Here is a 20834-nt window from a genome sequence, read left to right as displayed (position 1 = left end):
AAAACCTTCGATGACACTCAGGTGACCATCGACTTCAATCACCCGTTGGCCGGCAAGACCTTGACCTTTGATGTTGAAATCATCGACGTTAAAGCGCTCTAACTGACGAAACCGGTTCTGTAGGCGCAGGCAGACCAGCTCCCACAAAGACACGAGGCCCAGCATGCAAATCAAACTCGCCAACCCCCGTGGCTTCTGCGCCGGGGTGGACCGGGCGATCGAAATCGTCAATCGCGCCCTGGAAGTCTTCGGCCCGCCGATCTACGTGCGCCATGAAGTGGTCCATAACAAGTTCGTGGTCGAAGACCTGCGCGCCCGTGGCGCCATTTTTGTCGAAGAACTGGATCAGGTGCCGGACGACGTCATCGTTATCTTCAGCGCCCATGGCGTTTCCCAGGCAGTGCGCACCGAAGCCGCAGGCCGTGGCCTGAAAGTCTTCGATGCGACCTGCCCGCTGGTGACCAAGGTGCATATCGAAGTGGCGCGCTATAGCCGCGACGGCCGTGAATGCATCCTGATCGGCCACGCCGGTCACCCCGAAGTCGAAGGCACCATGGGTCAGTACGACGCCCGCAATGGCGGCGCGATCTACCTGGTGGAAGACGAAAAAGACGTCGCCGAGTTGCAAGTGCATAACCCTGAGAAGTTGGCATTCGTGACCCAGACCACCTTGTCGATGGATGACACCAGCCGGGTCATCGACGCCCTGCGTACCCGTTTCCCTGCCATCGGTGGGCCGCGCAAGGACGACATCTGCTATGCCACGCAAAACCGCCAGGACGCCGTCAAGCAACTGGCCGACGAGTGTGACGTGGTGCTGGTCGTCGGTAGCCCTAACAGCTCCAACTCCAATCGTCTGCGTGAACTGGCCGAACGCATGGCTACCCCGGCGTACCTGATTGACGGTGCCGAAGACCTGCAGCGCAGTTGGTTCGACGGTGTCGAGCGCATTGGCATCACTGCGGGCGCCTCGGCGCCGGAAGTCCTGGTACGTGGCGTGATCCAGCAGTTGCAGGCGTGGGGCGCGACAGGTGCCGACGAGTTGTCAGGGCGCGAAGAGAACATCACTTTCTCCATGCCCAAGGAGCTGCGGGTTCGTTCGCTGCTCTGAGCCCCAGATCATCATAGCCCCGGCACAAGGCCTGCTCGGCCTTGTCGCTGCGCAGGCTGATGCGGCCGGTGGGCGCCAGCACCACTTGATGCAGGCTCAGCGGCTGGTCCGTTGAGCACACATGCACGGTGCCGGCGCGAAACCCACCCGCAGACAGCAGGGGTTCGCCCAAACCGCTGAAGCGAATCTGCGTGCGCACCGGGGTATTGCCCACAATGGGGATCCGCCCATTGTCCTGGCGTTCCAGCAGTACCGGGTTGTCGTCGTCCAGATGACCGCGGCCATTCATGTCCACCACCACCCTCCAGCCCCGACTCCAGTCATCATCCAGCGCGTGGATGATCACCGTTCGATTGCGCGCAATGGCCTGGGTGCGGGCGTAGCGCAAGCCAGACGCCAGTGTCTGCGCGGCGCTCAGTCGCATTTGTGAGTCCAGCAGGCTCTTGAAGCCGGGTACCGCCAATTGCGCCAGGATGCCGCTGACGATCAAGCCGAGCAGCAATTCGATCAATGTGAAACCGCGTTGTTTCATACCTCGTCCCTCCGTGGACCGTGTGCCTGAACTAGTTATAGCGGCACCGCGTGCGGGGGCAGTGATGGCCTTCCTGTCCAAAGTATTTCCCTTTATTCCGAGGGGCAGCGCGACGGCAACAGCGGCGCTAGTCTTGGGCAATGCACGGCTATCTCGGCCGTCTGGATGACCCTCGACAAGGATGACGACGGCTATGCGAGCTTGCCTGGTAACGTCTTGTACACCCCCGACCGACACGCAACAGATCGGTATGAGCCTGATCGAAGTGCTGGTTTCGCTGTTGATTCTTGGCGTTGGCCTGCTGGGGGCCGGGCTGATCCAGCTGAATGCGCTCAAGTACACCGACAGTTCCAGGATGATCAGCCAGGCGAGCTTTGTTGCCTACGACATGCTCGACCGGATTCGCGCCAATGCCGCCGCCGACTATTCCTGGGGAGGCGACGATATCTCGCTCGCCAACACCTTGGCCGCGAGTGTCCGGGACCTGGACTTGCACGACTTCGAGGCCAATATCCGCCACTTGGCCGGTGATACCGCCAAAGGTTCGATTGCGATCAGCCAGCGCGAAGTCACCATCAGCATCAGTTGGGACGACTCACGCGCAGCCCATGCCGGCGGCGCCCGGGAAACATTCACCCTGACCAGTCGCGTCGCGGTCGATCCGAGGCCTGCGCGATGAGGCGCTCCAGTACGGGTTTTGGCCTGGTCGAGGCATTGCTGGCGGCGACCCTGGGGTTGGTGGTGGTCCTGGCAGCCGTCCAGGTAACGCTGGCCGCCCGAAGCACCGCAGCCAGCCAGCATGCCTCGGCGTTGTTGCAGGATGATGGGCGATTTGTCCTGGGCAAGATGATTCAGGAGATTCGCCTGGCGGGGATGTTCGGTTGCCTGTCCCTTCCCGCGATTGTTCAGGCGCCGGCTGACTTTTCCACGCCGATCAGTGTGGCGGTCAGCGGTGCCTCAACCAGCCTGACCCTGGTCACTGGCGATGTCGGCGGTCAGGGCAGTCGGCCCGACTGGACCGTGCTCAGTAATTGTGTCGACAGCGCCCAGGCCTACTCGGGGGTACCGCCCAAGCCTGGTCCTGGGCAGATTGCTTTCCCGGTTCGCAAACTGACCTACACCTTTGAGTCAGGGCAGTTGAAGCTCAGCACTCCGACAACGCCGGCCAAGGCGGTGCTGGTGGATAACGTGGGGGCGTTTGAGTTGAGTTTCGGGGTGGCCAGCCGGCCAGGGTCCAGTGTCGTGAGCCGCTATGACAGCCATCCCGGCGACGAGTCGCTGATCCGCAGTGTGCGGGTGATGTTGACGCTGCGCGATCCGCTTGGTCGCGTGCGGGACCAGGTCTACAGCGTCGTCGCTGCCGTGCGTAATCGTCTTGAATAGCGAGTGCCGGGTACCGGCCCCTGGGCAGCGCGGCATGGTGCTGTTGATCAGCCTGGTATTGCTGCTGTTGTTGACGGTTATCGGCCTGGCTTCGATGCAGGGCGCGACGTCGCAGGAACAGCTCGCCGGCAGCCTCAGGCATCGCAACCAATCGTTCCAGGCGGCCGAAAGCGGGCTCAGGCGCGGTGAGTCGGCTGTACAGGCGCGCGGGTTCGGTTTGCTGGCCTGTCAGTCGCTGGTGACCTGTGCCCCGCCGAACGAGGCGTATGCCATCAGCCAGCCAGGCGTCGATCCAGTCTCGGCTATCACCTGGGTCGGCATGAAAGCGGGTGTGTACGGTATTCAGAACCTTGGCCCCGCTAGCGGGTTGGCACATTTGCCGCCCGACACCCCGGCGACGTTGTATCGGGTTACGGCAGTGGGGATCAGTGGCCAATCGCGCACCGTTCTGGAAAGCGTCTATGCGCGGGTAGCCGCGGATGCTGATGCCAGTGAGCGATTCCGGCGAATTCTATGGCGACAACTCCAGTAGGTGATCATGACGATGAGCGGCAATTGCAAGGGGTTCACTTTGATCGAGTTATTGATCGCGCTGGCGATCATTGCCACCTTGGCGGCGGTGATTTATCCGGGGTACGCCGCCCACGTAAAAAAGGCTTACCGCACAGAAATTGTCGGGCTGCTCGCGGAGCAAGCCCAGCATCTGGAGCGCTATTACGTGAGAAATGGCACTTTTATTGATGCCAGCGGCGTCAGCACCGGCAATGATCGCTATAGAATTACGGTGATGCTGAACCCCCAGGATTTCACCCTGACCGCGACGCCTTTTGCTGACGCGATGCTGGGTGATCCTTGTGGTGAGTTCAGTTTGACCAGCACTGGCGCGCGGGCCAATCCCGGCGCCGCACCCGGCACCACGCGTCAGGAGTGCTGGGGGCGATGACGCTGGTGGGCGACGGTGTGCCTGGAGCACTCCTTTCTTTTTATGAGCTGGATCGAACAATGACCAAGCAACAGCAAGTCGTGGTTGTGGGTGGTGGTGTTATCGGGCTGTTGACGGCGTTCAACCTGGCAACCCAAGGGCTGGCGGTGGTGGTGCTTGACCGTTCGTCGGTTGGGCAGGAGTCTTCCTGGGCCGGTGGCGGGATTGTTTCGCCGTTATACCCCTGGCGCTACAGCCCGGCCGTCACGGCGCTGGCCCATTGGTCCCAGGATTTTTACCCGCAATTGGCCCAGCGCCTGTTTGCGGCCACCGGCGTGGATCCCGAGGTTCATACCACGGGCCTGTATTGGCTGGACCTCGATGACGAGGCCGACGCCCTGGCCTGGGCTGCGCGGGAAGGTCGGCCCTTGAGCAAGGTGGATGTGTCGGCCGCCCGTGACGCGGTGCCGGTATTGGGCGCGGGGTTCGCCGAGGCTATCTATATGGCGAACGTGGCCAATGTACGCAATCCACGCTTGATCAAGTCCCTGAAGGCGGCGTTGCTGGCATTGCCGGGTGTGACCCTGCATGAGCAGTGCGCGGTACAGGGCTTTATCCAGGAGGGCGGCAGCATTGTCGGGGTCAATACTGCGCAGGGCGAGGTGCGAGGCGACCAGGTAGTGCTCGCGGCCGGTGCCTGGAGTGGTGAGCTGCTCGCCAGCCTGGGGCTGACGCTGCCGGTGGAGCCGGTCAAGGGCCAGATGATTTTGTACAAGTGTGCTTCGGACTTTCTGTCCTGCATGGTCCTGGCGAAGGGGCGCTATGCGATTCCCCGCCGGGACGGACATATCCTGATTGGCAGCACGCTGGAGCATGAAGGTTTCGACAAGACACCGACCGAATCGGCTCTGGACAGCCTCAAAGCCTCGGCTGTGGAACTGATTCCGGCCCTGGCGGATGCCGAGGTGGTGGGGCATTGGGCCGGTTTGCGGCCTGGTTCGCCGGAGGGCATTCCCTATATCGGCAAGGTGCCAGGGTATGAAGGGCTGTGGCTCAACTGCGGGCATTACCGCAATGGCCTGGTATTGGCGCCTGCGTCTTGCCAGTTGTTTGCTGACTTGCTGCTGGGGCATGAGCCGGTGATCGACCCGGCCCCTTATGCGCCCACTGGTCGGATATAAACCGGGTCTCCTACCGTTCCAGAGGACTCAGCGCTCGATAGACTTCGGACCCTGCTCCAGATGCGCCTGGGTGCAGTACCAGTCCTGGCGCTGGCTCAGTGCCCGGTCCTGCGGCAGGTGCACGCCACAGTGTGCACAGCGAACCATCGGCGCGGCGCCTTGTTCGCCGGGCTGTTGCTGCGTCGAAGCGGGGCGCTTGAACTTGCGCCAGAACCATACCGCAGCAGCAATCAGGGCAATCCAGAACAGTAAACGAACCATGGCAGGCAGCTTCTCAACAGGGAATCCGGCAGTTTAGCCAAGGATGTTAGCGGCGCACAGGGTAATAAAGTCGCGCCATGAAAAAAGGAGCCCCGAGGGGCTCCTTCTTGCGCTGCCAAGACGGGTTTCAGTCAAAGACACCGAACGTCATGTAGCTGAACCACGAGCGATCCTGGTTGTTGCCCAGGGCTTCTGGTGCTTCTTCCTCGATCACGTCGCCGTTCTCGTCATGGGGCTTGAGCTCCGACGGAATGGCGTCCTTGGCATCCTGGTACTGCTTGAGGATGTCCTGGTTGGCGCGGGTTTCGCCCGGCGGCAGCGGTGGACGGGACTCGATCATGCCCAGGGTGTACTTGCTCAACCACGAGCGGTTGTCCGCTTCGGCAACCTGCGGCACAAACTGGCCGTCTTGCAGGCTAGGGTGGTCCGGGTAGTTGAGTTTCAGGGTCTCCAGGCTGGTAGCGGCCAGGGTATCGAGGTGCAGGCGCTGGTAAGCCTCGGTCATCACTGCCAGGCCGTCACCCACGGAAGGGGTTTCCTGGAAGTTCTCCACCACATAGCGACCACGGTTGGCGGCGGCGACATAGGCCTGGCGCGTCAGGTAGTAGTGGGCTACGTGGATTTCGTAGGAAGCCAGCAGGTTGCGCAGGTAGATCATGCGCTGCTTGGCGTCCGGCGCGTAGCGGCTGTTGGGGAAGCGGCTGGTCAGCTGGGCGAACTCGTTATAGGAGTCGCGCGCGGCACCTGGGTCACGCTTGGTCATGTCCAGCGGCAGGAAGCGCGCCAGCAGGCCAACGTCCTGGTCAAACGAGGTCAGGCCCTTGAGGTAGTAGGCGTAGTCCACGTTCGGATGCTGCGGGTGCAGGCGGATAAAACGCTCGGCAGCGGACTTGGCAGCTTCCGGCTCGGCGTTCTTGTAGTTCGCATAGATCAGTTCGAGCTGGGCCTGGTCGGCATAGCGGCCAAACGGATAACGCGACTCCAGGGCCTTGAGTTTGGCCGTGGCGCTTGTGTAGCTATTGTTGTCCAGGTCGGCCTGAGCCTGCTGGTACAGCTCGACTTCACTGAGGTTTTCGTCGACGACGTCCTTTGTTGACGAGCAAGCAGCAGTCATGGCGAGGATGGCGATCAGCAGCAGGTGTTTCACTTGCATGGCGGCTTGCGTCCCTATGACGGCCGCTGTCTTGGGCGGGGCCGTCCTGTTATGATGAGCGCCCCGATGAAAGCCTCGGGGCAAAAGACGCCGTATTTAACCACAAGCGCGCAGCCGAAACCAAAGGCTGTGCCACGCCTAGTCTGAGCATGTCCGATAAAATTGAACTTCGCGCAGAGGTGCCGTCCGAATTGGGCGGCCAACGCCTCGATCAAGTCGCCGCACAACTATTCGCTGAGCACTCGCGCTCGCGCCTTTCCGCCTGGATCAAAGACGGCCGCCTGACTGTGGATGGAGCGGTTATCCGCCCGCGAGACATAGTGCATGGCGGTTCGGTTCTTGAGCTGACTGCCGAGCAGGAAGCCCAGGGAGAATGGATCGCCCAGGACATCGAGCTGGATATCGTCTATGAAGACGACGACATCCTGGTGATCAACAAACCCGCAGGCCTGGTGGTTCACCCGGCGGCCGGGCACGCTGATGGCACCTTGCTCAATGCCTTGTTGCACCATGTGCCGGACATCATCAATGTCCCGCGCTGCGGCATCGTCCACCGCCTGGACAAGGACACCACTGGTCTGATGGTCGTGGCCAAGACCATTCAGGCGCAGACGCAGTTGGTCACACAATTGCAGAGCCGCAGTGTCAGCCGCATCTATGAGTGCATCGTGATTGGTGTGGTCGTGGCCGGTGGCAAGATCAACGCGCCTATCGGTCGTCACGGCCAGCAGCGCCAGCGCATGGCGGTGATGGAGGGCGGCAAGCAGGCCGTCAGCCACTACCGCGTGCTGGAGCGTTTCCGTTCCCACACCCATGTGCGGGTCAAGCTGGAAACCGGCCGTACCCACCAGATTCGGGTACATATGGCGCATATCAACTTCCCGTTGGTCGGCGATCCGGCCTACGGTGGTCGCTTCCGTATTCCGCCGGCCGCCAGTGTGACCATGGTCGAGTCGCTGAAGTCGTTCCCGCGCCAGGCGCTGCATGCACGCTTCCTGGAGCTGGATCATCCGACGAGCGGTGAGCGGATGAGCTGGGAATCGCCTCTGCCCGACGATTTTGTCTGGTTGCTGTCGTTGCTCAAGCAGGACCGCGAGGCCTTTGTCGGATGAATGACTGGCTGATTCCTGACTGGCCTGCGCCGGCCGGGGTCAAAGCCTGCGTCACCACCCGTGCGGGCGGCGTCAGTCTGGCGCCGTTCGACAGCCTCAACTTAGGCGATCATGTCGAGGACAGCCCCGAAGCTGTGCTTGAGAATCGCCGTCGTCTCACCGCCGCATTTGCTATCCAGCCCGCCTGGTTGCGCCAGGTGCATGGTGTGGTCGTGGTCGAGGCCGATCCGGGACGGATTGCCGAGGCCGACGGCAGTTGGACCGGTACGCCCGGCATCGCCTGCACGGCGATGACCGCCGATTGCCTGCCGGCCTTGTTTTGCAATAAGTCCGGAACTCGTGTTGCTGCCGCCCATGCCGGTTGGCGTGGCCTGGCGGCGGGTGTGCTGGAAGCGGCCGCCGACAGCCTGGATGCTGCGCCTGCCGACGTACTGGTGTGGTTGGGCCCGGCGATTGGCCCAAAGGCCTTTGAAGTCGGCCCGGAAGTGCGTGAAGCCTTTATGCAGCAACACCCGCAAACCGCGCAGGCTTTCGTTCCCAGCCACAACCCTGGCAAGTTCCTGGCTGATATCTACCAGCTGGCGCGCCTGCGCCTGGCTGCGCGTGGGATCACCGCTGTCTACGGTGGCGGTTTGTGCACCGTGACCGACCCGCGCTTCTTTTCTTACCGGCGCAGCCCGCGTACCGGTCGATTTGCCTCCCTGATCTGGCTCGAACGCTAGACTCTCCTGATCCATATCAAGCATTGCCGGCTTGAATGTTCCAGAATCCCCCCCATCTATAGGGGTATCTGGCAGGTTTCTTCATTCAGGATGCGTTTCTCGCGAGCAAGCTCGCTCGCACATAGCTCCGGCCTGCTCAAAAGGAAGGTGACTAATGCGTATTGATCGTTTAACCAGCAAATTACAATTGGCGTTATCGGATTCCCAATCCCTGGCCGTTGGCCTCGACCATCCGGCCATCGAGCCCGCGCACTTGATGCAGGCACTCCTCGAACAGCAGGGTGGTTCTATCAAGCCCCTGTTGATGCAGGTGGGCTTCGACGTCAACAGCCTGCGCAAGGAGTTGAGCAAAGAGCTCGACCAACTGCCGAAAATCCAGAATCCGACGGGTGACGTGAATATGTCCCAGGATCTGGCGCGCCTGCTTAACCAGGCCGATCGCCTGGCCCAGCAGAAAGGCGACCAGTTCATCTCCAGCGAACTGGTGCTGCTCGCCGCCATGGATGAAAACAGCAAGCTCGGCAAGTTGTTGCTGGGCCAGGGCGTGAGCAAAAAGGCCCTGGAAAATGCCATCAACAACCTGCGCGGCGGCGACGCGGTGAATGACCCCAATCATGAGGAGTCGCGCCAGGCCCTGGACAAATACACCGTCGACCTGACCAAGCGCGCCGAAGACGGCAAGCTGGACCCGGTAATCGGGCGTGACGACGAGATTCGTCGCACCATCCAGGTCCTGCAGCGCCGCACCAAGAACAACCCGGTGCTGATCGGTGAGCCTGGGGTGGGTAAAACCGCCATCGCCGAGGGCCTGGCCCAGCGCATCATTAATGGTGAAGTGCCGGACGGCCTCAAGGGCAAGCGCTTGCTGTCCCTGGACATGGGGGCCTTGATTGCCGGTGCCAAATTCCGTGGTGAGTTTGAGGAGCGCCTGAAATCCCTGCTTAACGAGCTGTCGAAGCAGGAAGGGCAGATCATTCTGTTTATCGACGAACTGCACACCATGGTCGGCGCCGGTAAAGGTGAAGGCTCGATGGACGCAGGCAACATGCTCAAGCCTGCACTGGCTCGGGGTGAGTTGCATTGCGTGGGTGCTACCACGCTCAACGAGTACCGCCAGTACATTGAAAAGGACGCGGCCCTTGAGCGTCGTTTCCAGAAAGTCCTGGTGGAAGAACCGAGCGAAGAAGACACCATCGCGATCCTGCGTGGCCTGAAAGAGCGTTATGAGGTCCACCACCGCGTGGCAATCACTGATGGCGCGATCATTGCGGCGGCCAAGTTGAGCCATCGCTATATCACTGATCGTCAGTTGCCGGACAAGGCCATCGACTTGATCGACGAAGCGGCCAGCCGGATTCGCATGGAGATCGACTCCAAGCCTGAAGTACTGGATCGCCTGGAGCGCCGCCTGATTCAACTGAAAGTCGAATCCCAGGCGCTGAAAAAAGAAGACGATGACGCGGCGAAGAAACGCCTGGAAAAACTCCAGGAGGAAATCGGCCGTCTGGAGCGTGAGTATTCGGACCTGGAAGAAATCTGGACCTCGGAAAAAGCCGAAGTGCAGGGTTCCGCACAGATCCAGCAGAAGATCGAGCAATCGCGCCAGGAACTGGAAGCTGCCCGCCGTAAAGGCGACCTGAACCGCATGGCCGAGTTGCAGTACGGGGTGATCCCGGACCTGGAACGCAGCCTGCAAATGGTCGACCAGCATGGCCACAGCGAAAACCAGTTGCTGCGCAGCAAGGTGACCGAGGAAGAAATTGCCGAGGTTGTGTCCAAGTGGACCGGCATTCCTGTGTCGAAAATGCTGGAAGGCGAGCGTGACAAACTGTTGCGTATGGAAAGCCTGTTGCACCAACGCGTGATTGGCCAGGAAGAGGCCGTGGTGGCAGTGTCCAACGCGGTGCGGCGTTCCCGCGCCGGTTTGTCCGACCCGAACCGTCCGAGCGGCTCGTTCATGTTCCTCGGCCCGACCGGTGTGGGTAAGACCGAGCTGTGCAAGGCCCTGGCCGAGTTCCTCTTTGATACAGAAGAGGCGATGGTGCGCATTGATATGTCCGAGTTCATGGAGAAACATTCCGTGGCTCGTTTGATCGGGGCGCCACCAGGCTATGTGGGCTACGAGGAAGGCGGCTACCTGACCGAAGCGGTACGGCGCAAGCCTTACTCGGTAATCCTCCTGGATGAGGTCGAGAAGGCCCACCCGGATGTGTTCAACGTGTTGCTGCAGGTGTTGGAAGATGGCCGGCTGACGGACAGTCACGGACGTACCGTGGACTTCCGTAATACGGTGATCGTGATGACCTCCAACCTGGGCTCGGTACAGATCCAGGAGATGGTCGGTGATCGTGAAGGCCAGCGTGCTGCGGTAATGGATGCGCTGACCAGTCACTTCCGCCCGGAATTTATCAATCGGGTCGATGAGGTAGTGATCTTCGAGCCTTTGGCGCGGGATCAGATCGCCGGTATCACCGAGATCCAACTGGGCCGCCTGCGCAGCCGTCTGGCTGAGCGCGAGCTGATGCTGGAACTGAGCAGCGAGGCCTTGGACAAGTTGATCGCCGTCGGCTACGACCCGGTGTATGGCGCGCGGCCGTTGAAGCGTGCGATCCAGCGCTGGATCGAGAACCCGTTGGCCCAACTGATCCTGTCGGGCAGCTTTATCCCGGGGACCAGCGTCAAGGCCACCGTGGAAAACGACGAAATCGTCTTCCACTAAGCCCGAATTGGGTGGTTATGAGCAAAGGCCCCGCATTGCGGGGCCTTTTTTTTCGATAGGGCGTTGAACTGTAAGGCAAAGGCTTGTAAAGTGCGCCCCGCAGCAACGTCAGCCCACGGGTTTCTTCTCCCCAAGGAGAAATCAGAAAGAAGCGCAAATCATTGTCTTAAAAGCAATTTAAAGGGTTGACAGGGGTTTTTAAGATTGTAGAATAGCGCGCCTCAGAGACACGAACGTAGCGATACGGACAAGTCGAAGAGAAGGTAACAAGCAGCACCGTAGTACTTTGAAATATGTAGTTCCGTGATAGCTCAGTCGGTAGAGCAAATGACTGTTAATCATTGGGTCCCAGGTTCGAGTCCTGGTCACGGAGCCAATTTCAAACCGGGGTATAGCGCAGTCCGGTAGCGCGCCTGCTTTGGGAGCAGGATGTCAGGAGTTCGAATCCCCTTACCCCGACCATATTTGGGTCGTTAGCTCAGTTGGTAGAGCAGTTGGCTTTTAACCAATTGGTCGTAGGTTCGAATCCCACACGACCCACCATTTTTGAGACCAGTTAACGCTGGAATCGAATCTTAAGATCAGAGGCCAAAAGCCCTGATCGAAGAAGGCGACTTGAAAAGGTCGCCTTTTTTTTACCGGGGTATAGCGCAGTCCGGTAGCGCGCCTGCTTTGGGAGCAGGATGTCAGGAGTTCGAATCCCCTTACCCCGACCATATTAAAAATCCTCGTATCGAAAGATACGGGGATTTTTTTTGCCTGCGCAAAACCTGAAGGTGCATGGTGATCAAAGGTGGGAGCTGTCTCGCCCTGCGAGGGCGGCGTCACTGCCAGCCTTTATGTCGCCTGGCACACCGCTATCGCAGCCTCGCAGGGCAAGACAGCTCCCACAGGGGAGGGCAGGGCGCGCATGCATATAAAATCGCCTCGCTTACGCCCCGTCCTGAACCGTATTGTCAGTGAAGTTTGAGCCGCGGCTCGGTGCCCCGTCCGATTTTGCTGCCCAGCATCAACATCATCGTGCGGAAGAACCCGTACAACGCCATCTGGTGCATGCGGTACAGCGACACATAGAACATCCGCGCCAGCCAGCCTTCGAGCATCACACTGCCGGTCAGGTTGCCCATCAAGTTACCCACAGCCGAAAAACGCGACAGCGAGATCAGGGAGCCGTAATCGGTGTACTTGTAGCTGGGCAGCGCCTTGCCGTCGATGCGCAACTTCAGCGATTTAGCCAGCAGCGACGCCTGCTGGTGCGCCGCTTGCGCCCGTGGCGGAACGTTGCGGTCGGTGCCCGGTTGCGGGCAGGCCGCGCAGTCACCGAAGGCGAAGATATTCTCGTCACGGGTAGTCTGCAGGGTTGGCAGCACCTGCAGCTGGTTGATGCGATTGGTCTCCAGGCCGTCGATGTCCTTGAGGAAACCTGGCGCGCGAATCCCCGCCGCCCAGACCTTGAGGCTGGCAGGGATCACCTGGCCACTGCTGGTAATCAGGCTGTCGGCGGTGACTTCACTCACAGCCGAGTTAGTCATGACCGTCACCCCGAGCTTTTCCAGGGTTTTATGCACAGGCCCGCTGATTCGCTCTGGCAGGGCCGGCAATACCCGGGGCCCGGCTTCGATCAGGGTGATGTACATGTTTTCCGGCTTGATCCGGTCCAGGCCATAGGCCGCCAGTTCGTGGGCCGCATTGTGCAGCTCGGCGGCCAGTTCGACGCCGGTGGCGCCAGCGCCAACGATTGCCACGCTGATCTGTTCCACCACATCGGTTTGCCCGGCATGGGCGCGCAGGTAGTGGTTGAGCAATTGCTGGTGGAAACGTTCGGCCTGCTTGCGGGTATCGAGGAACAGGCAGTGCTGGGCCGCGCCTTCGGTACCGAAGTCATTGGTGGTGCTGCCGACGGCAATCACCAGGGTGTCGTAACCCAGCACGCGCGCAGGCACCAGTTCCCGGCCTTCTTCATCGAGGGTCGCGGCCAGCTGGATTTTCTTCTGTTCACGATCGAGCCCGCTCATGCGCCCCAGCTGGAACTCGAAGTGGTTCCATTTTGCCTGGGCAACATAATTGAGTTCGTCTTCAGAGGAGTTCAGCGAGCCGGCGGCCACCTCGTGCAGCAGGGGTTTCCAGATATGGGTCAGGTTGGTATCCACCAGCGTGACACTGGCGGTACCGCGCTTGCCCAGAGTCTTACCCAGGCGGGTAGCCAACTCCAGGCCGCCGGCGCCGCCGCCGACGATAATAATACGATGGGTCATGGGGGTATCTCGCAAGGCTAAAAGAAATCGGTGCAGTTACCCGAGCGAGCGCCAGGCAGCTCATAGCGTCAGGTAACTCAAAAGGCGGCTCAGGACGCCCAGGCCAATCACCACAACCAGTACCACCCCAAGGAGCAGCCACGGCCGGAAAGGCTTGCGCTCAACCTGGTGCTGGGACAGTTGCAGGTACTCTTCGACATGTTGTTGGTCGTCAGGGTTCAGGCGGCTGGTCATAAAGGCCTCGTCAGGGAGACGTTGCAAAAGGGCACCACGTTACAGGCTGATACCCACATCGAACACTATGCTGCGCCCCAGGTTGTTGCGCAAGAAATCCGGTGCGTCGGGATGGGCGAACAGCACCCGCGCAAAGGTCGGGCCGACCAACGACAGCGAGCGCCAGCCCTGGCGCAGGTATTCGGTGGGCGGCGGGAAATGGCTGTTGAGGTCCAGCACTTCGCGCTTGAGGCTGGCGAAGGCGATGATATCCAGCTCCCCCAGGTCCATGCCGCGCTCCTTGTAGTTATGGGCTTTCTTGCGCAGGGTCGGGGCCAGGCGCAGCAGGAACTCATGGGCGGGAATGCGTCTGGGCTTGGCCTCGCGCCGCACCAGTTGGCTCAGGGAAAAAGCGCTGCGCCGACGCACCAGTTCGTCGCGCCACTCGTCATTCAGGCGCCGGCCTTCATCGAGGACAAAAAATACTTCGAAGCTGGCATCGCGAAACAGTACGTCCGGCGGCTCCTGACCGGCGGCATGAAACTCTTCGGCGCGGTAGGGCACATTCAGGCCTTGCAGCAGGCGCTGGCAGACCCAACGCTCACGCTCCCATTTGCGGGCATTGGACAGGAACGCGTTGGCTTGTTCGGCCGCTATGGTGAGCAGGCGCAAATAATCTGAGTCATCCATGCTTGCAGCTTAGCGTTCAAATGATGACTGCAGGAAGTCCCGTGTGAAAAGGCTCGGTGTAGACTGGCGGTTCTGTCGACGGTTTTGCACAAGGAGTTCGCGGTGAAGTTTTTGCTTACGGTGTTGCTCAGCCTTTTGCCCCTGTGGGCCCAGGCGGTTGAACTCGGGGAGCGGCTGGCGCCGTGGACCCTGCTCGATCAATTCGACCAGGCCTATACCCTGGATAACCAGGCGCAGGTCTTGCTGGTGGCGCGCAGCATGGATGCCGCCAAGTTGGTGGATGCGGCCTTGCAGGGCCAGCCCAAGGGGTATCTGGAGGCGCGCCATGTGGTGTTTGTCGCCGATATCCAGCGTATGCCGAGGCTGATCGCCAAGCTCTTTGCCGTCCCGGCGATGCAAGCCTACAACTACCGGGTGATGCTTGACCGTGATGCGCGGATCGCTCCGCGTTATCCGGCGCCTGTGGATAAAGTGCTGTGGTTGCAACTCGAAGACGGCAAGCTGGTTGCGCGCCATGAATACGCGACTGCCGCCGAGCTGCGTCAGGCCCTGGAGCAGGTGCGGCCGTGATCAGTGCCGCCGTGCTGGCGCCGCAAACCCTGTGGCTGGGCTGGCTGCTGTATGCGCCGGTAATTGTCTGGGCGATCCTGCGCTCGTCCTGGGTCGAACTGTTTGCCGACCGGCGCCGCCAGCACCTGTTGTTTGGCACGGTGTTCGCGCTGTTCATGCTGTGGCTGGTGCGTCGGGACTTCGATACCGGGGTGTCCTACCACTTTATCGGCATGACCGCCGTGACCCTGCTGCTCGACTGGCCCTTGGCGATTGTCGGTGGGCTGGCGGCACAATTGGGCCTGGTGCTGCTCGGGCGCCAGGACTTGGCGGCGGTCGGGGTCAATGGCGCGCTGCTGGTCCTGCTACCGGTGTTGGTGACAGAGACGTGCGCGCTGCTGGTGGAGCGGGCGCAGCCGCGCAATCCTTTTGTGTATATCTTTTGTTCGGGTTTTTTTGCCGCTGCTCTGTCGGCGTTGTTGTGCCTATTGGCGGGCCTGGGCCTGCTGTGGCTGGACGGCCGCTTCGCCATGCCGGAGTGGATCGAGGATTTTATCGGTTACCTGTGGCTGATCATCTTTCCCGAAGCCTTTATCAACGGCACCGTGATCAGTGCGCTGGTGGTGTTCTGCCCGGAGTGGCTTGAGACGTTCAACCGCACGCGCTACCTCTCGGCGCCCTGGAAAGACGACAATTCGCGCCCTTGATCCAAATCAAGGGTGCCACGCAAAAGTGGTCGCATGCTCTGCGAAACTTCCAGGAGCACGATCATGAGTGTGTACGAGTGGGCACGGCAGGAGTTGCGCAGAAGCCAGGACGCAGCACAGGAAATCGGTTTTGACCCGGGTCTGAGCCTGCGCGCCTTGCTCAGCGCGGTGGTGCAGCAGAGCAAAGGCGTGCGCAGTGCCGAAGACCTGGCCGACGAGTTGCAATTTCTCGCGGAAAACCTCGACGACCAGCAGGATTACGGCTTTATGCGGCCTTAGTGGGCGCGCGGTGGCAGGTCTTCGGAGAACAATTCGTCTTCGGCGTCCGGGCTGACCGGAATCTTGTGTTCTTCCGCAGCCCAGGCGCCCAGGTCGATCAGTTTGCAGCGATCCGAGCAGAATGGCCGGTTGAGGTTGGTCGCTTTCCATTCCACGGGGGCGCCGCAGGTTGGGCATTCGACGGTCAAGGGTTGGCTCATGTTCGGCCTCCACGCAAAGTAAGGTAAAAGTGGTGCAGTCGCTCGACCTCGGCCTTTAGCCAGGTCAGGTCCTGATCATTGACCAGTACATCGTCGGCTTGGCGCAAACGGTCTTCCCGTGAGGCCTGGGCCTTGAGAATCGCCTGCACCTGTTCTTCGCTGATGCCATCGCGCAGCAGGGTACGCTGAATCTGCGTTGCTTGCGGCACATCGATCACCAGGATGCGCTGGGTCATGGTGTGCTGGCCCGACTCGATCAACAACGGCGACACCAGGATCGCATAGGGTGAGCGGGCGCGGGCCAGATGGCTACGGATCTCGTCGGCAATCAACGGATGCAGCAGGGCCTCAAGCCACAGGCGTTCTTGCGGCGCCTCGAAAATGCGCTTGCGCAAGGCCGCGCGATCCAGTTGGCCATCGGGCAGCAGGATCTCGCCGCCGAAGTGCTCGGCAATCCTCGCCAGCGCCGGGCGGCCGGGTTCCACCACCCAGCGCGAGGCGTGGTCGGCGTCGATAAGGTCCACGCCAAGGTCGATAAAGTGCTGGGCCGCAGCGCTTTTACCGCTGCCGATGCCGCCCGTCAGGCCAAGAATCCAGGGTGTTGCGACAGAAGTGGTCATCTGAAACCGACAGACTGCAAATAGAAGTCGGTTATTTGACCACCCCAGAGCAATGCAATCCAGCCGGCAATCGCCAGATAGGGACCAAAAGGCAAGGGCACTGACGTCTGCGCGTTGCGTATGCGCAAGACAATCACCCCTGCGATCGCCCCCACCAGCGATGCCAGCAACAGCGTCAGCGGCAGGATCTGCCAACCGCCCCAGGCACCGAGCAGGGCCAGCAGCTTGAAGTCGCCATAGCCCATGCCGTCCTTGCCGGTGCACAACTTGAACAGCCAGAACACCGACCACAGGCTCAGGTAACCGGCAACCGCGCCCAGCAGGGCATCGGGCAGGGTCGTGTACAACTCGAAATAATTGAGGATCAACCCCAGCCACAGCAGTGGCAGCACCAGCACATCCGGCAGCAGTTGGTGATCGGCGTCGATCAGGCTCATGGCCAGCAAGCCCCAGCTCAAGAACAGCACGCCAGCGGCTGGCCAGCCGAAGCCGTAATGCCAGGCAATAAATGCCGAAAGCAGCCCGCACGCCAGTTCGGTCAGCGGGTAGCGTGGGCTGATGGAACCGTGGCACTGCGCGCAGCGCCCCCGCAGCAGCAAGTAGCTGAGCACCGGGATGTTTTGCCACGGGCGAATCGGCTGTGAGCAGTGCGGGCAGCAGGAGTTGGGGTGCAACAGGTTATAGGTCGGGCCGCCGGGTTCCGGGGGCAGGCCGAGTATTTCATGGGCCTGGGCGCGCCAGTCGTGCTCGAGCATTTTTGGCAGGCGCCAGACCAGCACGTTGAGGAAGCTGCCGACGATCAGCCCCAGCACCAGTGAAGCCCAGACGAACAGCCAGGGATGGAGGGTCAGGAGGAGGTCCAGGGTCATGTTCAAAACGCCGTGCCGAGCTGGAAGATCGGCAGGTACATGGCGATCACCAGCGCCCCGACAATGCTGCCGAGCACCACCATGATCAGCGGTTCCATCAGGCTGGTCAGGTTGTCCACCAGGTTGTCGACGTCCGTTTCATAATGGTCGGCGACCTTCTCCAGCATGCTGTCCAGTGCGCCCGATTCTTCGCCGATGGCTGTCATCTGGATCGCCATGCCAGGGAACAGGCCGCTGGCGGTCATAGTTCGATTCAATTGCATTCCTATTGCTACGTCCTGGCGCATACGCGTGACTGCTTGTTTGAAGCGTTCGTTGCCGGCGGCTCCCGCCACTGAATCCAACGCCTGTGCCAGCGGTACGCCGGCGGCAAAGGTGGTGGCGAGGGTGCGAGCGTAGCGGGCGACAGCGGTTTTTTTCAGCAGTGTGCCTGCCAATGGCACTTTCAACAAACCAGCGTCCAGCCACAGACGAAAACCACTGTGTCGACGATAGCTGCGACGTATGCCCCAAGTAGTCGCCGCCACGGCCAGCAACAGCATCCACCACGTGCTTTGCATGAATTCGGACAGCACAATAACCAGCAGGGTAAAGCGCGGCAGCGGCGTGTCGATGCCGGCGAACAGGCTTTCGAACTGGGGCACGACGTGGATCAGCAAGATACTGCTGACCAGGGTGGCCACGAGCAGGACCACCAGCGGATAGGTCATGGCTTTCTTGATCCGGGCCTTGAGGCGTTGGCTTTTTTCCAGGTGGGTGGCGACCCGCTCCAGCAGGGTTTCCAGGGTGCCGGCCTGTTCGCCGGCCGCGATCAGGCTGCAATACAGGGCGTTGAAGCACTGCGGTTGTTTCAATAACGCGCCGGTCAGGCTGTTGCCGGCGGCAATCTCCTGCTTCAATCCCTGGACCATTGTGCGCATGGCCCGGTTTTCAAAGCCTTCGCCGATCATGTCGAAGGCTTGCAGCAGGGGGATTCCCGCCTTCAGCAGGGTCGCCAGTTGGCGGGTGAACAGCGCAACATCGGCTGGGGTGATGGGGTTGCGCAGGCCAGACAGGAGGCTGGAGCGCATCTGGACCCGAACCGGATTGATCCCTTGTCGGCGCAATTGGGCCTTGATCACGGCCGGGCTATGCCCTCGGGTTTCGCCGGACACCTTGCGGCCATTGCGCAGGGTGCCTTCCCAGGCGTAGGTGGCGGTGGGGGCCGGGTTTACGGTGACATCATTCATGGGGTGCTACGGCTCATCGACAGGTGACGATTTACAGCTTAGTCAGGGCTGTGTGTCCGTCAGGCGATTGGGCAAGGGAAAAATGTCAGATTGTGCGTCTTGTGAGGGCCTGGCCCGGCGCGGATGAGTACACTGGCGCGGTTGTTGAGGGCAGGGCGCAGGAGGTGCCTTGCGATGGGTTTTATTCTGGAGAGTGAATGTGATGCGTCAGAACGGCTTTACTTTGATCGAGTTGTTGATCGTCGTGGCGATCATCGGCATCTTGGCCACGATTGGCCTGCCCATGTATACCAAGCACCAGGCCAAGGCCAAGTTCACTGCGGGGTTGGCGGAAGTCTCGGCGTTGAAGGCGGGCTTCGAAGACACCTTCAACCAGGGCACGGCACCCACGCTGGCGCTGATCGGCGGCACCAGCCCGACCGCCAATTGCGTGATCAGCGTGGCGGGCGATGTGGTTGCGGGGACGGGTTCGATTGCCTGTGAGATCCTCGATGCGCCTGCGCCTGTCCAGGGCAAGCTCATTACCCTGGCGCGCAGTGCCAGTGACGGTTGGAAGTGCACCACCAACGCTGACGAGCAGTACGTTGCAAAGGGTTGCACGGCTGGCAACTGAGCCCGGGCCACCTAAATCAGTGATGGGGGCCTGGCGTGACGGGCTCCCAGGCACTTCACAGGGAAGTAAGGGGTGCCCATGACGTTATCCGTGCAACAGCGAGGAAGCGTGTTTTTGGTGATGGCGCTGAGCCTTTTGCTGTTGGGCATCACCCTGTCCTTCAGTGGTCATGACTGGCAGCGTGTGCTGCAGGTCGGCGTGGCTGTGTGTGCGTTGCTCTATGGCCTGGCGACTCCCGCCGGGCGCCTGGTCGACAGACCCACCGCTATCGGCCTGGGGCTGGTGTTCGGCCTGGGCCTGATCTCTTCGTTGTTGGCCCACCAGCCTCTCTGGGCGTTGACCGAATGGGCGCTGATGATCACCTGCGGGGTGATTGCCGCAGCTTTTGCCCGCTTGCGACGCAATGGCGATCAAACCCTGGATCAGGTGCTGATCCTGTTTGTGTTGCTGCTGTGCCTGATCAAGAGCCTGCAATATGGGTACGCGGGCGTCCTGGCGTTTACCAGTGGCGAACCGACACTGGACACCGACCTGCTGCTTTCCGGGTTCTCCAACAAGCGCTTCTACGGCCAGTTCCAGACGTTTACCTTGCCCTTGCTGGCGTTGCCGCTGCTGCTCACGGGCACCTCGCGGTTGGCGCGTGGGCTGGTGTTCGCCCTGTTGTGTGCATGGTGGTTGATTGCAATCAGTGGCGGCACCCGTGGCACCTGGCTGGGCTTCGGCGTTGCGGCACTGGTCCTGGCTTTTCTGGGGGCGGCGGGGCGTCGCTGGTTGACCTGGCAGCTGGCTGCGCTGTGTGGCGGGCTGGTTTTATACGGGTTGTTGTTCACGGTGTTGGCGCCTTACCTGGGGCTGGAAATTGCCAGTCTTTCCAAGGACCGCCTTACCACCAGCCTTTCGGGTCGTGAAGTGATCTGGTGGCAAGCCTGGGACATGATCCGCGAACGGCCGTGGCTCGGTTTCGGGCCGATGCACTTTGCCGATATCCCCAACCCGATTGCTGCCCATCCGCACCAGGCAATCCTGCAGTGGGCCAGTGAATGGGGTGTGCCCTCGGCCCTGTGCGTCGCGTTGCTGGCGCTGCGCGGCGGCTGGGCCACACTGAGGGTCATTCATCGGCAAGGGCCGTCAGGGGCACCGCAAGACCTGCTGCGCCTGTGTCTATTCGCCGCGCTGCTGGGCGCGACGGTGCAGGCGATGGTCGACGGGATTATCGTGATGCCCTATTCGCAACTGTGGTTGGCGCTGGTGGTGGGTTGGTTGATGGCATTGCATCCGTGGCGCACGCCGGTTGTCGAGCCGATGCCGCTGTTGCGCGGGGCGTGGCAGGTGTCGGCTGTGCTGTCGGTGGCGTTGCTGGTATTTGTCGTGTACCGCGACCTGCCAGGCGCCACCGAGCGTAGCCAGCACTATATCGACATTGCCAAAAGCCATCTGCAGCCGCGCTTCTGGGTCCAGGGAGTCATTGCGCCGCACATTCGGTAAGTTGCCGGGCGCCCATTGCAGTGCTAGCT

The 20834-nt window shown here is 61.1% G+C and carries 24 protein-coding genes, 4 tRNA genes and 1 pseudogene; 19 read left to right on the top strand and 10 right to left on the bottom strand.

Annotation, left to right across the window (positions count from 1 at the left end):
- Positions 1–102 (top strand): annotated as a pseudogene (locus tag PSFL_RS03075) (peptidylprolyl isomerase); the annotation flags it as partial.
- 61 nt (positions 103–163) lie between these two features.
- Positions 164–1111, top strand: coding sequence for a 4-hydroxy-3-methylbut-2-enyl diphosphate reductase (ispH, locus tag PSFL_RS03070; protein ID WP_057441092.1), 948 nt, complete (start codon positions 164–166; stop codon positions 1109–1111).
- Here the strand turns inward: ispH and PSFL_RS03065 are convergent.
- A complete protein-coding gene (locus PSFL_RS03065; RefSeq protein WP_115129033.1) occupies positions 1065–1643 on the bottom strand; it encodes a GspH/FimT family pseudopilin in 579 nt (192 codons plus the stop codon). The genes ispH and PSFL_RS03065 overlap by 47 nt on opposite strands.
- 193 nt (positions 1644–1836) lie before the next feature.
- Here PSFL_RS03065 and pilV point away from each other — a divergent pair, with 193 nt between their 5' ends.
- The 5 genes from pilV to thiO are packed head-to-tail and all read left to right on the top strand — an operon-like array spanning position 1837 to position 5129.
- Positions 1837–2322 (top strand): type IV pilus modification protein PilV, encoded by a 486-nt coding sequence (pilV, locus tag PSFL_RS03060; protein WP_169959788.1) that lies wholly within the window; start codon positions 1837–1839, stop codon positions 2320–2322.
- Positions 2319–3026, top strand: a complete 708-nt coding sequence (locus PSFL_RS03055; RefSeq protein WP_057958395.1) for a PilW family protein — start codon at positions 2319–2321, stop codon at positions 3024–3026. The genes pilV and PSFL_RS03055 overlap by 4 nt, the downstream gene beginning before the upstream one ends.
- Positions 3027–3060: 34 nt before the next feature.
- Positions 3061–3558, top strand: a complete 498-nt coding sequence (locus tag PSFL_RS03050) for a PilX N-terminal domain-containing pilus assembly protein (RefSeq protein WP_057441083.1) — start codon at positions 3061–3063, stop codon at positions 3556–3558.
- Between the two features lie 12 nt (positions 3559–3570).
- Complete coding sequence (locus tag PSFL_RS03045; protein ID WP_057441193.1) at positions 3571–3969, top strand: type IV pilin protein; 399 nt, start codon at positions 3571–3573, stop codon at positions 3967–3969.
- Between the two features lie 59 nt (positions 3970–4028).
- Positions 4029–5129 carry a glycine oxidase ThiO gene (thiO, locus tag PSFL_RS03040; RefSeq protein ID WP_057441081.1) on the top strand — a complete coding sequence of 367 codons (1101 nt, stop codon included), beginning with the start codon at positions 4029–4031 and terminating at the stop codon, positions 5127–5129.
- 27 nt (positions 5130–5156) lie between these two features.
- On the opposite strand, the gene PSFL_RS03035 is transcribed toward thiO, so the two are convergent.
- Both PSFL_RS03035 and PSFL_RS03030 read right to left on the bottom strand, forming a co-directional pair.
- Positions 5157–5390, bottom strand: a complete 234-nt coding sequence (locus PSFL_RS03035; RefSeq protein WP_057441079.1) for a PP0621 family protein — start codon at positions 5388–5390, stop codon at positions 5157–5159.
- 127 nt (positions 5391–5517) lie between these two features.
- A complete protein-coding gene (locus PSFL_RS03030) occupies positions 5518–6543 on the bottom strand; it encodes an outer membrane protein assembly factor BamD (RefSeq protein ID WP_057441077.1) in 1026 nt (341 codons plus the stop codon).
- A 149-nt stretch (positions 6544–6692) separates the two neighbouring features.
- Here PSFL_RS03030 and rluD point away from each other — a divergent pair, with 149 nt between their 5' ends.
- From rluD to PSFL_RS02995, 7 genes are all read left to right on the top strand, one after another.
- Complete coding sequence (gene rluD / locus PSFL_RS03025; protein WP_029292014.1) at positions 6693–7655, top strand: 23S rRNA pseudouridine(1911/1915/1917) synthase RluD; 963 nt, start codon at positions 6693–6695, stop codon at positions 7653–7655.
- Complete coding sequence (gene pgeF / locus PSFL_RS03020) at positions 7652–8377, top strand: peptidoglycan editing factor PgeF (RefSeq protein WP_128592789.1); 726 nt, start codon at positions 7652–7654, stop codon at positions 8375–8377. The genes rluD and pgeF overlap by 4 nt, the downstream gene beginning before the upstream one ends.
- Before the next feature lie 154 nt (positions 8378–8531).
- Entirely contained in the window at positions 8532–11096 is a 2565-nt protein-coding gene (gene clpB, locus PSFL_RS03015; RefSeq protein WP_057441075.1) for an ATP-dependent chaperone ClpB, read from the top strand.
- A 300-nt stretch (positions 11097–11396) separates the two neighbouring features.
- A tRNA-Asn gene (locus PSFL_RS03010) sits at positions 11397–11472 on the top strand.
- A 9-nt stretch (positions 11473–11481) separates the two neighbouring features.
- Positions 11482–11558 (top strand) — tRNA-Pro (locus PSFL_RS03005).
- Between the two features lie 5 nt (positions 11559–11563).
- Positions 11564–11639, top strand: a tRNA-Lys gene (locus PSFL_RS03000).
- A gap of 96 nt (positions 11640–11735) precedes the next feature.
- Positions 11736–11812, top strand: a tRNA-Pro gene (locus PSFL_RS02995).
- A gap of 240 nt (positions 11813–12052) precedes the next feature.
- Here the strand turns inward: PSFL_RS02995 and PSFL_RS02990 are convergent.
- The 3 genes from PSFL_RS02990 to PSFL_RS02980 are packed head-to-tail and all read right to left on the bottom strand — an operon-like array spanning position 12053 to position 14254.
- Positions 12053–13351, bottom strand: a complete 1299-nt coding sequence (locus tag PSFL_RS02990; protein ID WP_057441073.1) for an NAD(P)/FAD-dependent oxidoreductase — start codon at positions 13349–13351, stop codon at positions 12053–12055.
- Positions 13352–13411: 60 nt separating this feature from the next.
- Positions 13412–13585: a DUF3094 family protein gene (locus tag PSFL_RS02985; RefSeq protein WP_057441071.1), complete on the bottom strand. Its 174-nt coding sequence runs from the start codon at positions 13583–13585 to the stop codon at positions 13412–13414.
- Positions 13586–13624: 39 nt separating this feature from the next.
- Positions 13625–14254, bottom strand: coding sequence for a DUF1780 domain-containing protein (locus tag PSFL_RS02980; RefSeq protein ID WP_057441069.1), 630 nt, complete (start codon positions 14252–14254; stop codon positions 13625–13627).
- A gap of 102 nt (positions 14255–14356) precedes the next feature.
- Here PSFL_RS02980 and PSFL_RS02975 point away from each other — a divergent pair, with 102 nt between their 5' ends.
- The 3 genes from PSFL_RS02975 (at position 14357) to PSFL_RS02965 (ending at position 15789) form a co-directional block, all read left to right on the top strand.
- Positions 14357–14824, top strand: coding sequence for an FAD/FMN-containing dehydrogenase (locus tag PSFL_RS02975; protein WP_397469677.1), 468 nt, complete (start codon positions 14357–14359; stop codon positions 14822–14824).
- On the top strand, positions 14821–15510 hold the full coding sequence (locus tag PSFL_RS02970) for an energy-coupling factor ABC transporter permease (protein WP_057441064.1): 690 nt from the start codon (positions 14821–14823) through the stop codon (positions 15508–15510). The genes PSFL_RS02975 and PSFL_RS02970 overlap by 4 nt, the downstream gene beginning before the upstream one ends.
- 63 nt (positions 15511–15573) lie before the next feature.
- Positions 15574–15789: a hypothetical protein gene (locus PSFL_RS02965; RefSeq protein WP_057441062.1), complete on the top strand. Its 216-nt coding sequence runs from the start codon at positions 15574–15576 to the stop codon at positions 15787–15789.
- On the opposite strand, the gene yacG is transcribed toward PSFL_RS02965, so the two are convergent.
- The 4 genes from yacG to PSFL_RS02945 are packed head-to-tail and all read right to left on the bottom strand — an operon-like array spanning position 15786 to position 18707.
- On the bottom strand, positions 15786–15989 hold the full coding sequence (gene yacG, locus PSFL_RS02960; protein WP_032861907.1) for a DNA gyrase inhibitor YacG: 204 nt from the start codon (positions 15987–15989) through the stop codon (positions 15786–15788). The genes PSFL_RS02965 and yacG overlap by 4 nt on opposite strands.
- On the bottom strand, positions 15986–16609 hold the full coding sequence (coaE, locus tag PSFL_RS02955; protein WP_198817574.1) for a dephospho-CoA kinase: 624 nt from the start codon (positions 16607–16609) through the stop codon (positions 15986–15988). The genes yacG and coaE overlap by 4 nt, the downstream gene beginning before the upstream one ends.
- Entirely contained in the window at positions 16606–17478 is an 873-nt protein-coding gene (locus tag PSFL_RS02950) for a prepilin peptidase (RefSeq protein WP_397469676.1), read from the bottom strand. Before PSFL_RS02950 ends, coaE begins: the two co-directional genes overlap by 4 nt.
- Before the next feature lie 2 nt (positions 17479–17480).
- A complete protein-coding gene (locus tag PSFL_RS02945) occupies positions 17481–18707 on the bottom strand; it encodes a type II secretion system F family protein (RefSeq protein WP_315492092.1) in 1227 nt (408 codons plus the stop codon).
- Between the two features lie 202 nt (positions 18708–18909).
- Between PSFL_RS02945 and PSFL_RS02940 the strand changes: the two genes are divergently transcribed.
- Together PSFL_RS02940 and PSFL_RS02935 are read left to right on the top strand one after the other, a co-directional pair.
- Positions 18910–19320: a pilin gene (locus PSFL_RS02940; protein WP_170044120.1), complete on the top strand. Its 411-nt coding sequence runs from the start codon at positions 18910–18912 to the stop codon at positions 19318–19320.
- Positions 19321–19398: 78 nt separating this feature from the next.
- Positions 19399–20805, top strand: coding sequence for an O-antigen ligase (locus tag PSFL_RS02935; RefSeq protein ID WP_170044038.1), 1407 nt, complete (start codon positions 19399–19401; stop codon positions 20803–20805).
- Positions 20806–20834: the final 29 nt, after the last annotated feature.

It is taken from the genome of Pseudomonas sp. DD1, from assembly GCF_044510355.1.
GTDB lineage: Bacteria > Pseudomonadota > Gammaproteobacteria > Pseudomonadales > Pseudomonadaceae > Aquipseudomonas > Aquipseudomonas shahriarae.
The sequence above is the reverse complement of the archived record's forward strand: the minus strand, read 5'-3'. Positions and strand labels throughout refer to the sequence as shown.

Excerpts from the sequence above, each read along its gene's own strand:
- ispH (WP_057441092.1), top strand. The coding sequence starts at position 164 with ATGCAAATCAAACTCGCCAACCCCCGTGGCTTCTGCGCCGGGGTGGAC.
- PSFL_RS02965 (WP_057441062.1), top strand. The coding sequence starts at position 15,574 with ATGAGTGTGTACGAGTGGGCACGGCAGGAGTTGCGCAGAAGCCAGGAC.
- PSFL_RS03035 (WP_057441079.1), bottom strand. The coding sequence starts at position 5,390 with ATGGTTCGTTTACTGTTCTGGATTGCCCTGATTGCTGCTGCGGTATGG.
- PSFL_RS02990 (WP_057441073.1), bottom strand. The coding sequence starts at position 13,351 with ATGACCCATCGTATTATTATCGTCGGCGGCGGCGCCGGCGGCCTGGAG.
- clpB (WP_057441075.1), top strand. The coding sequence starts at position 8,532 with ATGCGTATTGATCGTTTAACCAGCAAATTACAATTGGCGTTATCGGAT.
- PSFL_RS02940 (WP_170044120.1), top strand. The coding sequence starts at position 18,910 with ATGCGTCAGAACGGCTTTACTTTGATCGAGTTGTTGATCGTCGTGGCG.
- PSFL_RS03045 (WP_057441193.1), top strand. The coding sequence starts at position 3,571 with ATGAGCGGCAATTGCAAGGGGTTCACTTTGATCGAGTTATTGATCGCG.
- PSFL_RS03050 (WP_057441083.1), top strand. The coding sequence starts at position 3,061 with ATGGTGCTGTTGATCAGCCTGGTATTGCTGCTGTTGTTGACGGTTATC.
- PSFL_RS02980 (WP_057441069.1), bottom strand. The coding sequence starts at position 14,254 with ATGGATGACTCAGATTATTTGCGCCTGCTCACCATAGCGGCCGAACAA.
- PSFL_RS02985 (WP_057441071.1), bottom strand. The coding sequence starts at position 13,585 with ATGACCAGCCGCCTGAACCCTGACGACCAACAACATGTCGAAGAGTAC.
- PSFL_RS03030 (WP_057441077.1), bottom strand. The coding sequence starts at position 6,543 with ATGCAAGTGAAACACCTGCTGCTGATCGCCATCCTCGCCATGACTGCT.
- PSFL_RS02935 (WP_170044038.1), top strand. The coding sequence starts at position 19,399 with ATGACGTTATCCGTGCAACAGCGAGGAAGCGTGTTTTTGGTGATGGCG.
- PSFL_RS03055 (WP_057958395.1), top strand. The coding sequence starts at position 2,319 with ATGAGGCGCTCCAGTACGGGTTTTGGCCTGGTCGAGGCATTGCTGGCG.
- coaE (WP_198817574.1), bottom strand. The coding sequence starts at position 16,609 with ATGACCACTTCTGTCGCAACACCCTGGATTCTTGGCCTGACGGGCGGC.
- thiO (WP_057441081.1), top strand. The coding sequence starts at position 4,029 with ATGACCAAGCAACAGCAAGTCGTGGTTGTGGGTGGTGGTGTTATCGGG.
- PSFL_RS03065 (WP_115129033.1), bottom strand. The coding sequence starts at position 1,643 with ATGAAACAACGCGGTTTCACATTGATCGAATTGCTGCTCGGCTTGATC.
- yacG (WP_032861907.1), bottom strand. The coding sequence starts at position 15,989 with ATGAGCCAACCCTTGACCGTCGAATGCCCAACCTGCGGCGCCCCCGTG.
- rluD (WP_029292014.1), top strand. The coding sequence starts at position 6,693 with ATGTCCGATAAAATTGAACTTCGCGCAGAGGTGCCGTCCGAATTGGGC.
- pilV (WP_169959788.1), top strand. The coding sequence starts at position 1,837 with ATGCGAGCTTGCCTGGTAACGTCTTGTACACCCCCGACCGACACGCAA.
- PSFL_RS02945 (WP_315492092.1), bottom strand. The coding sequence starts at position 18,707 with ATGAATGATGTCACCGTAAACCCGGCCCCCACCGCCACCTACGCCTGG.
- pgeF (WP_128592789.1), top strand. The coding sequence starts at position 7,652 with ATGAATGACTGGCTGATTCCTGACTGGCCTGCGCCGGCCGGGGTCAAA.
- PSFL_RS02950 (WP_397469676.1), bottom strand. The coding sequence starts at position 17,478 with ATGACCCTGGACCTCCTCCTGACCCTCCATCCCTGGCTGTTCGTCTGG.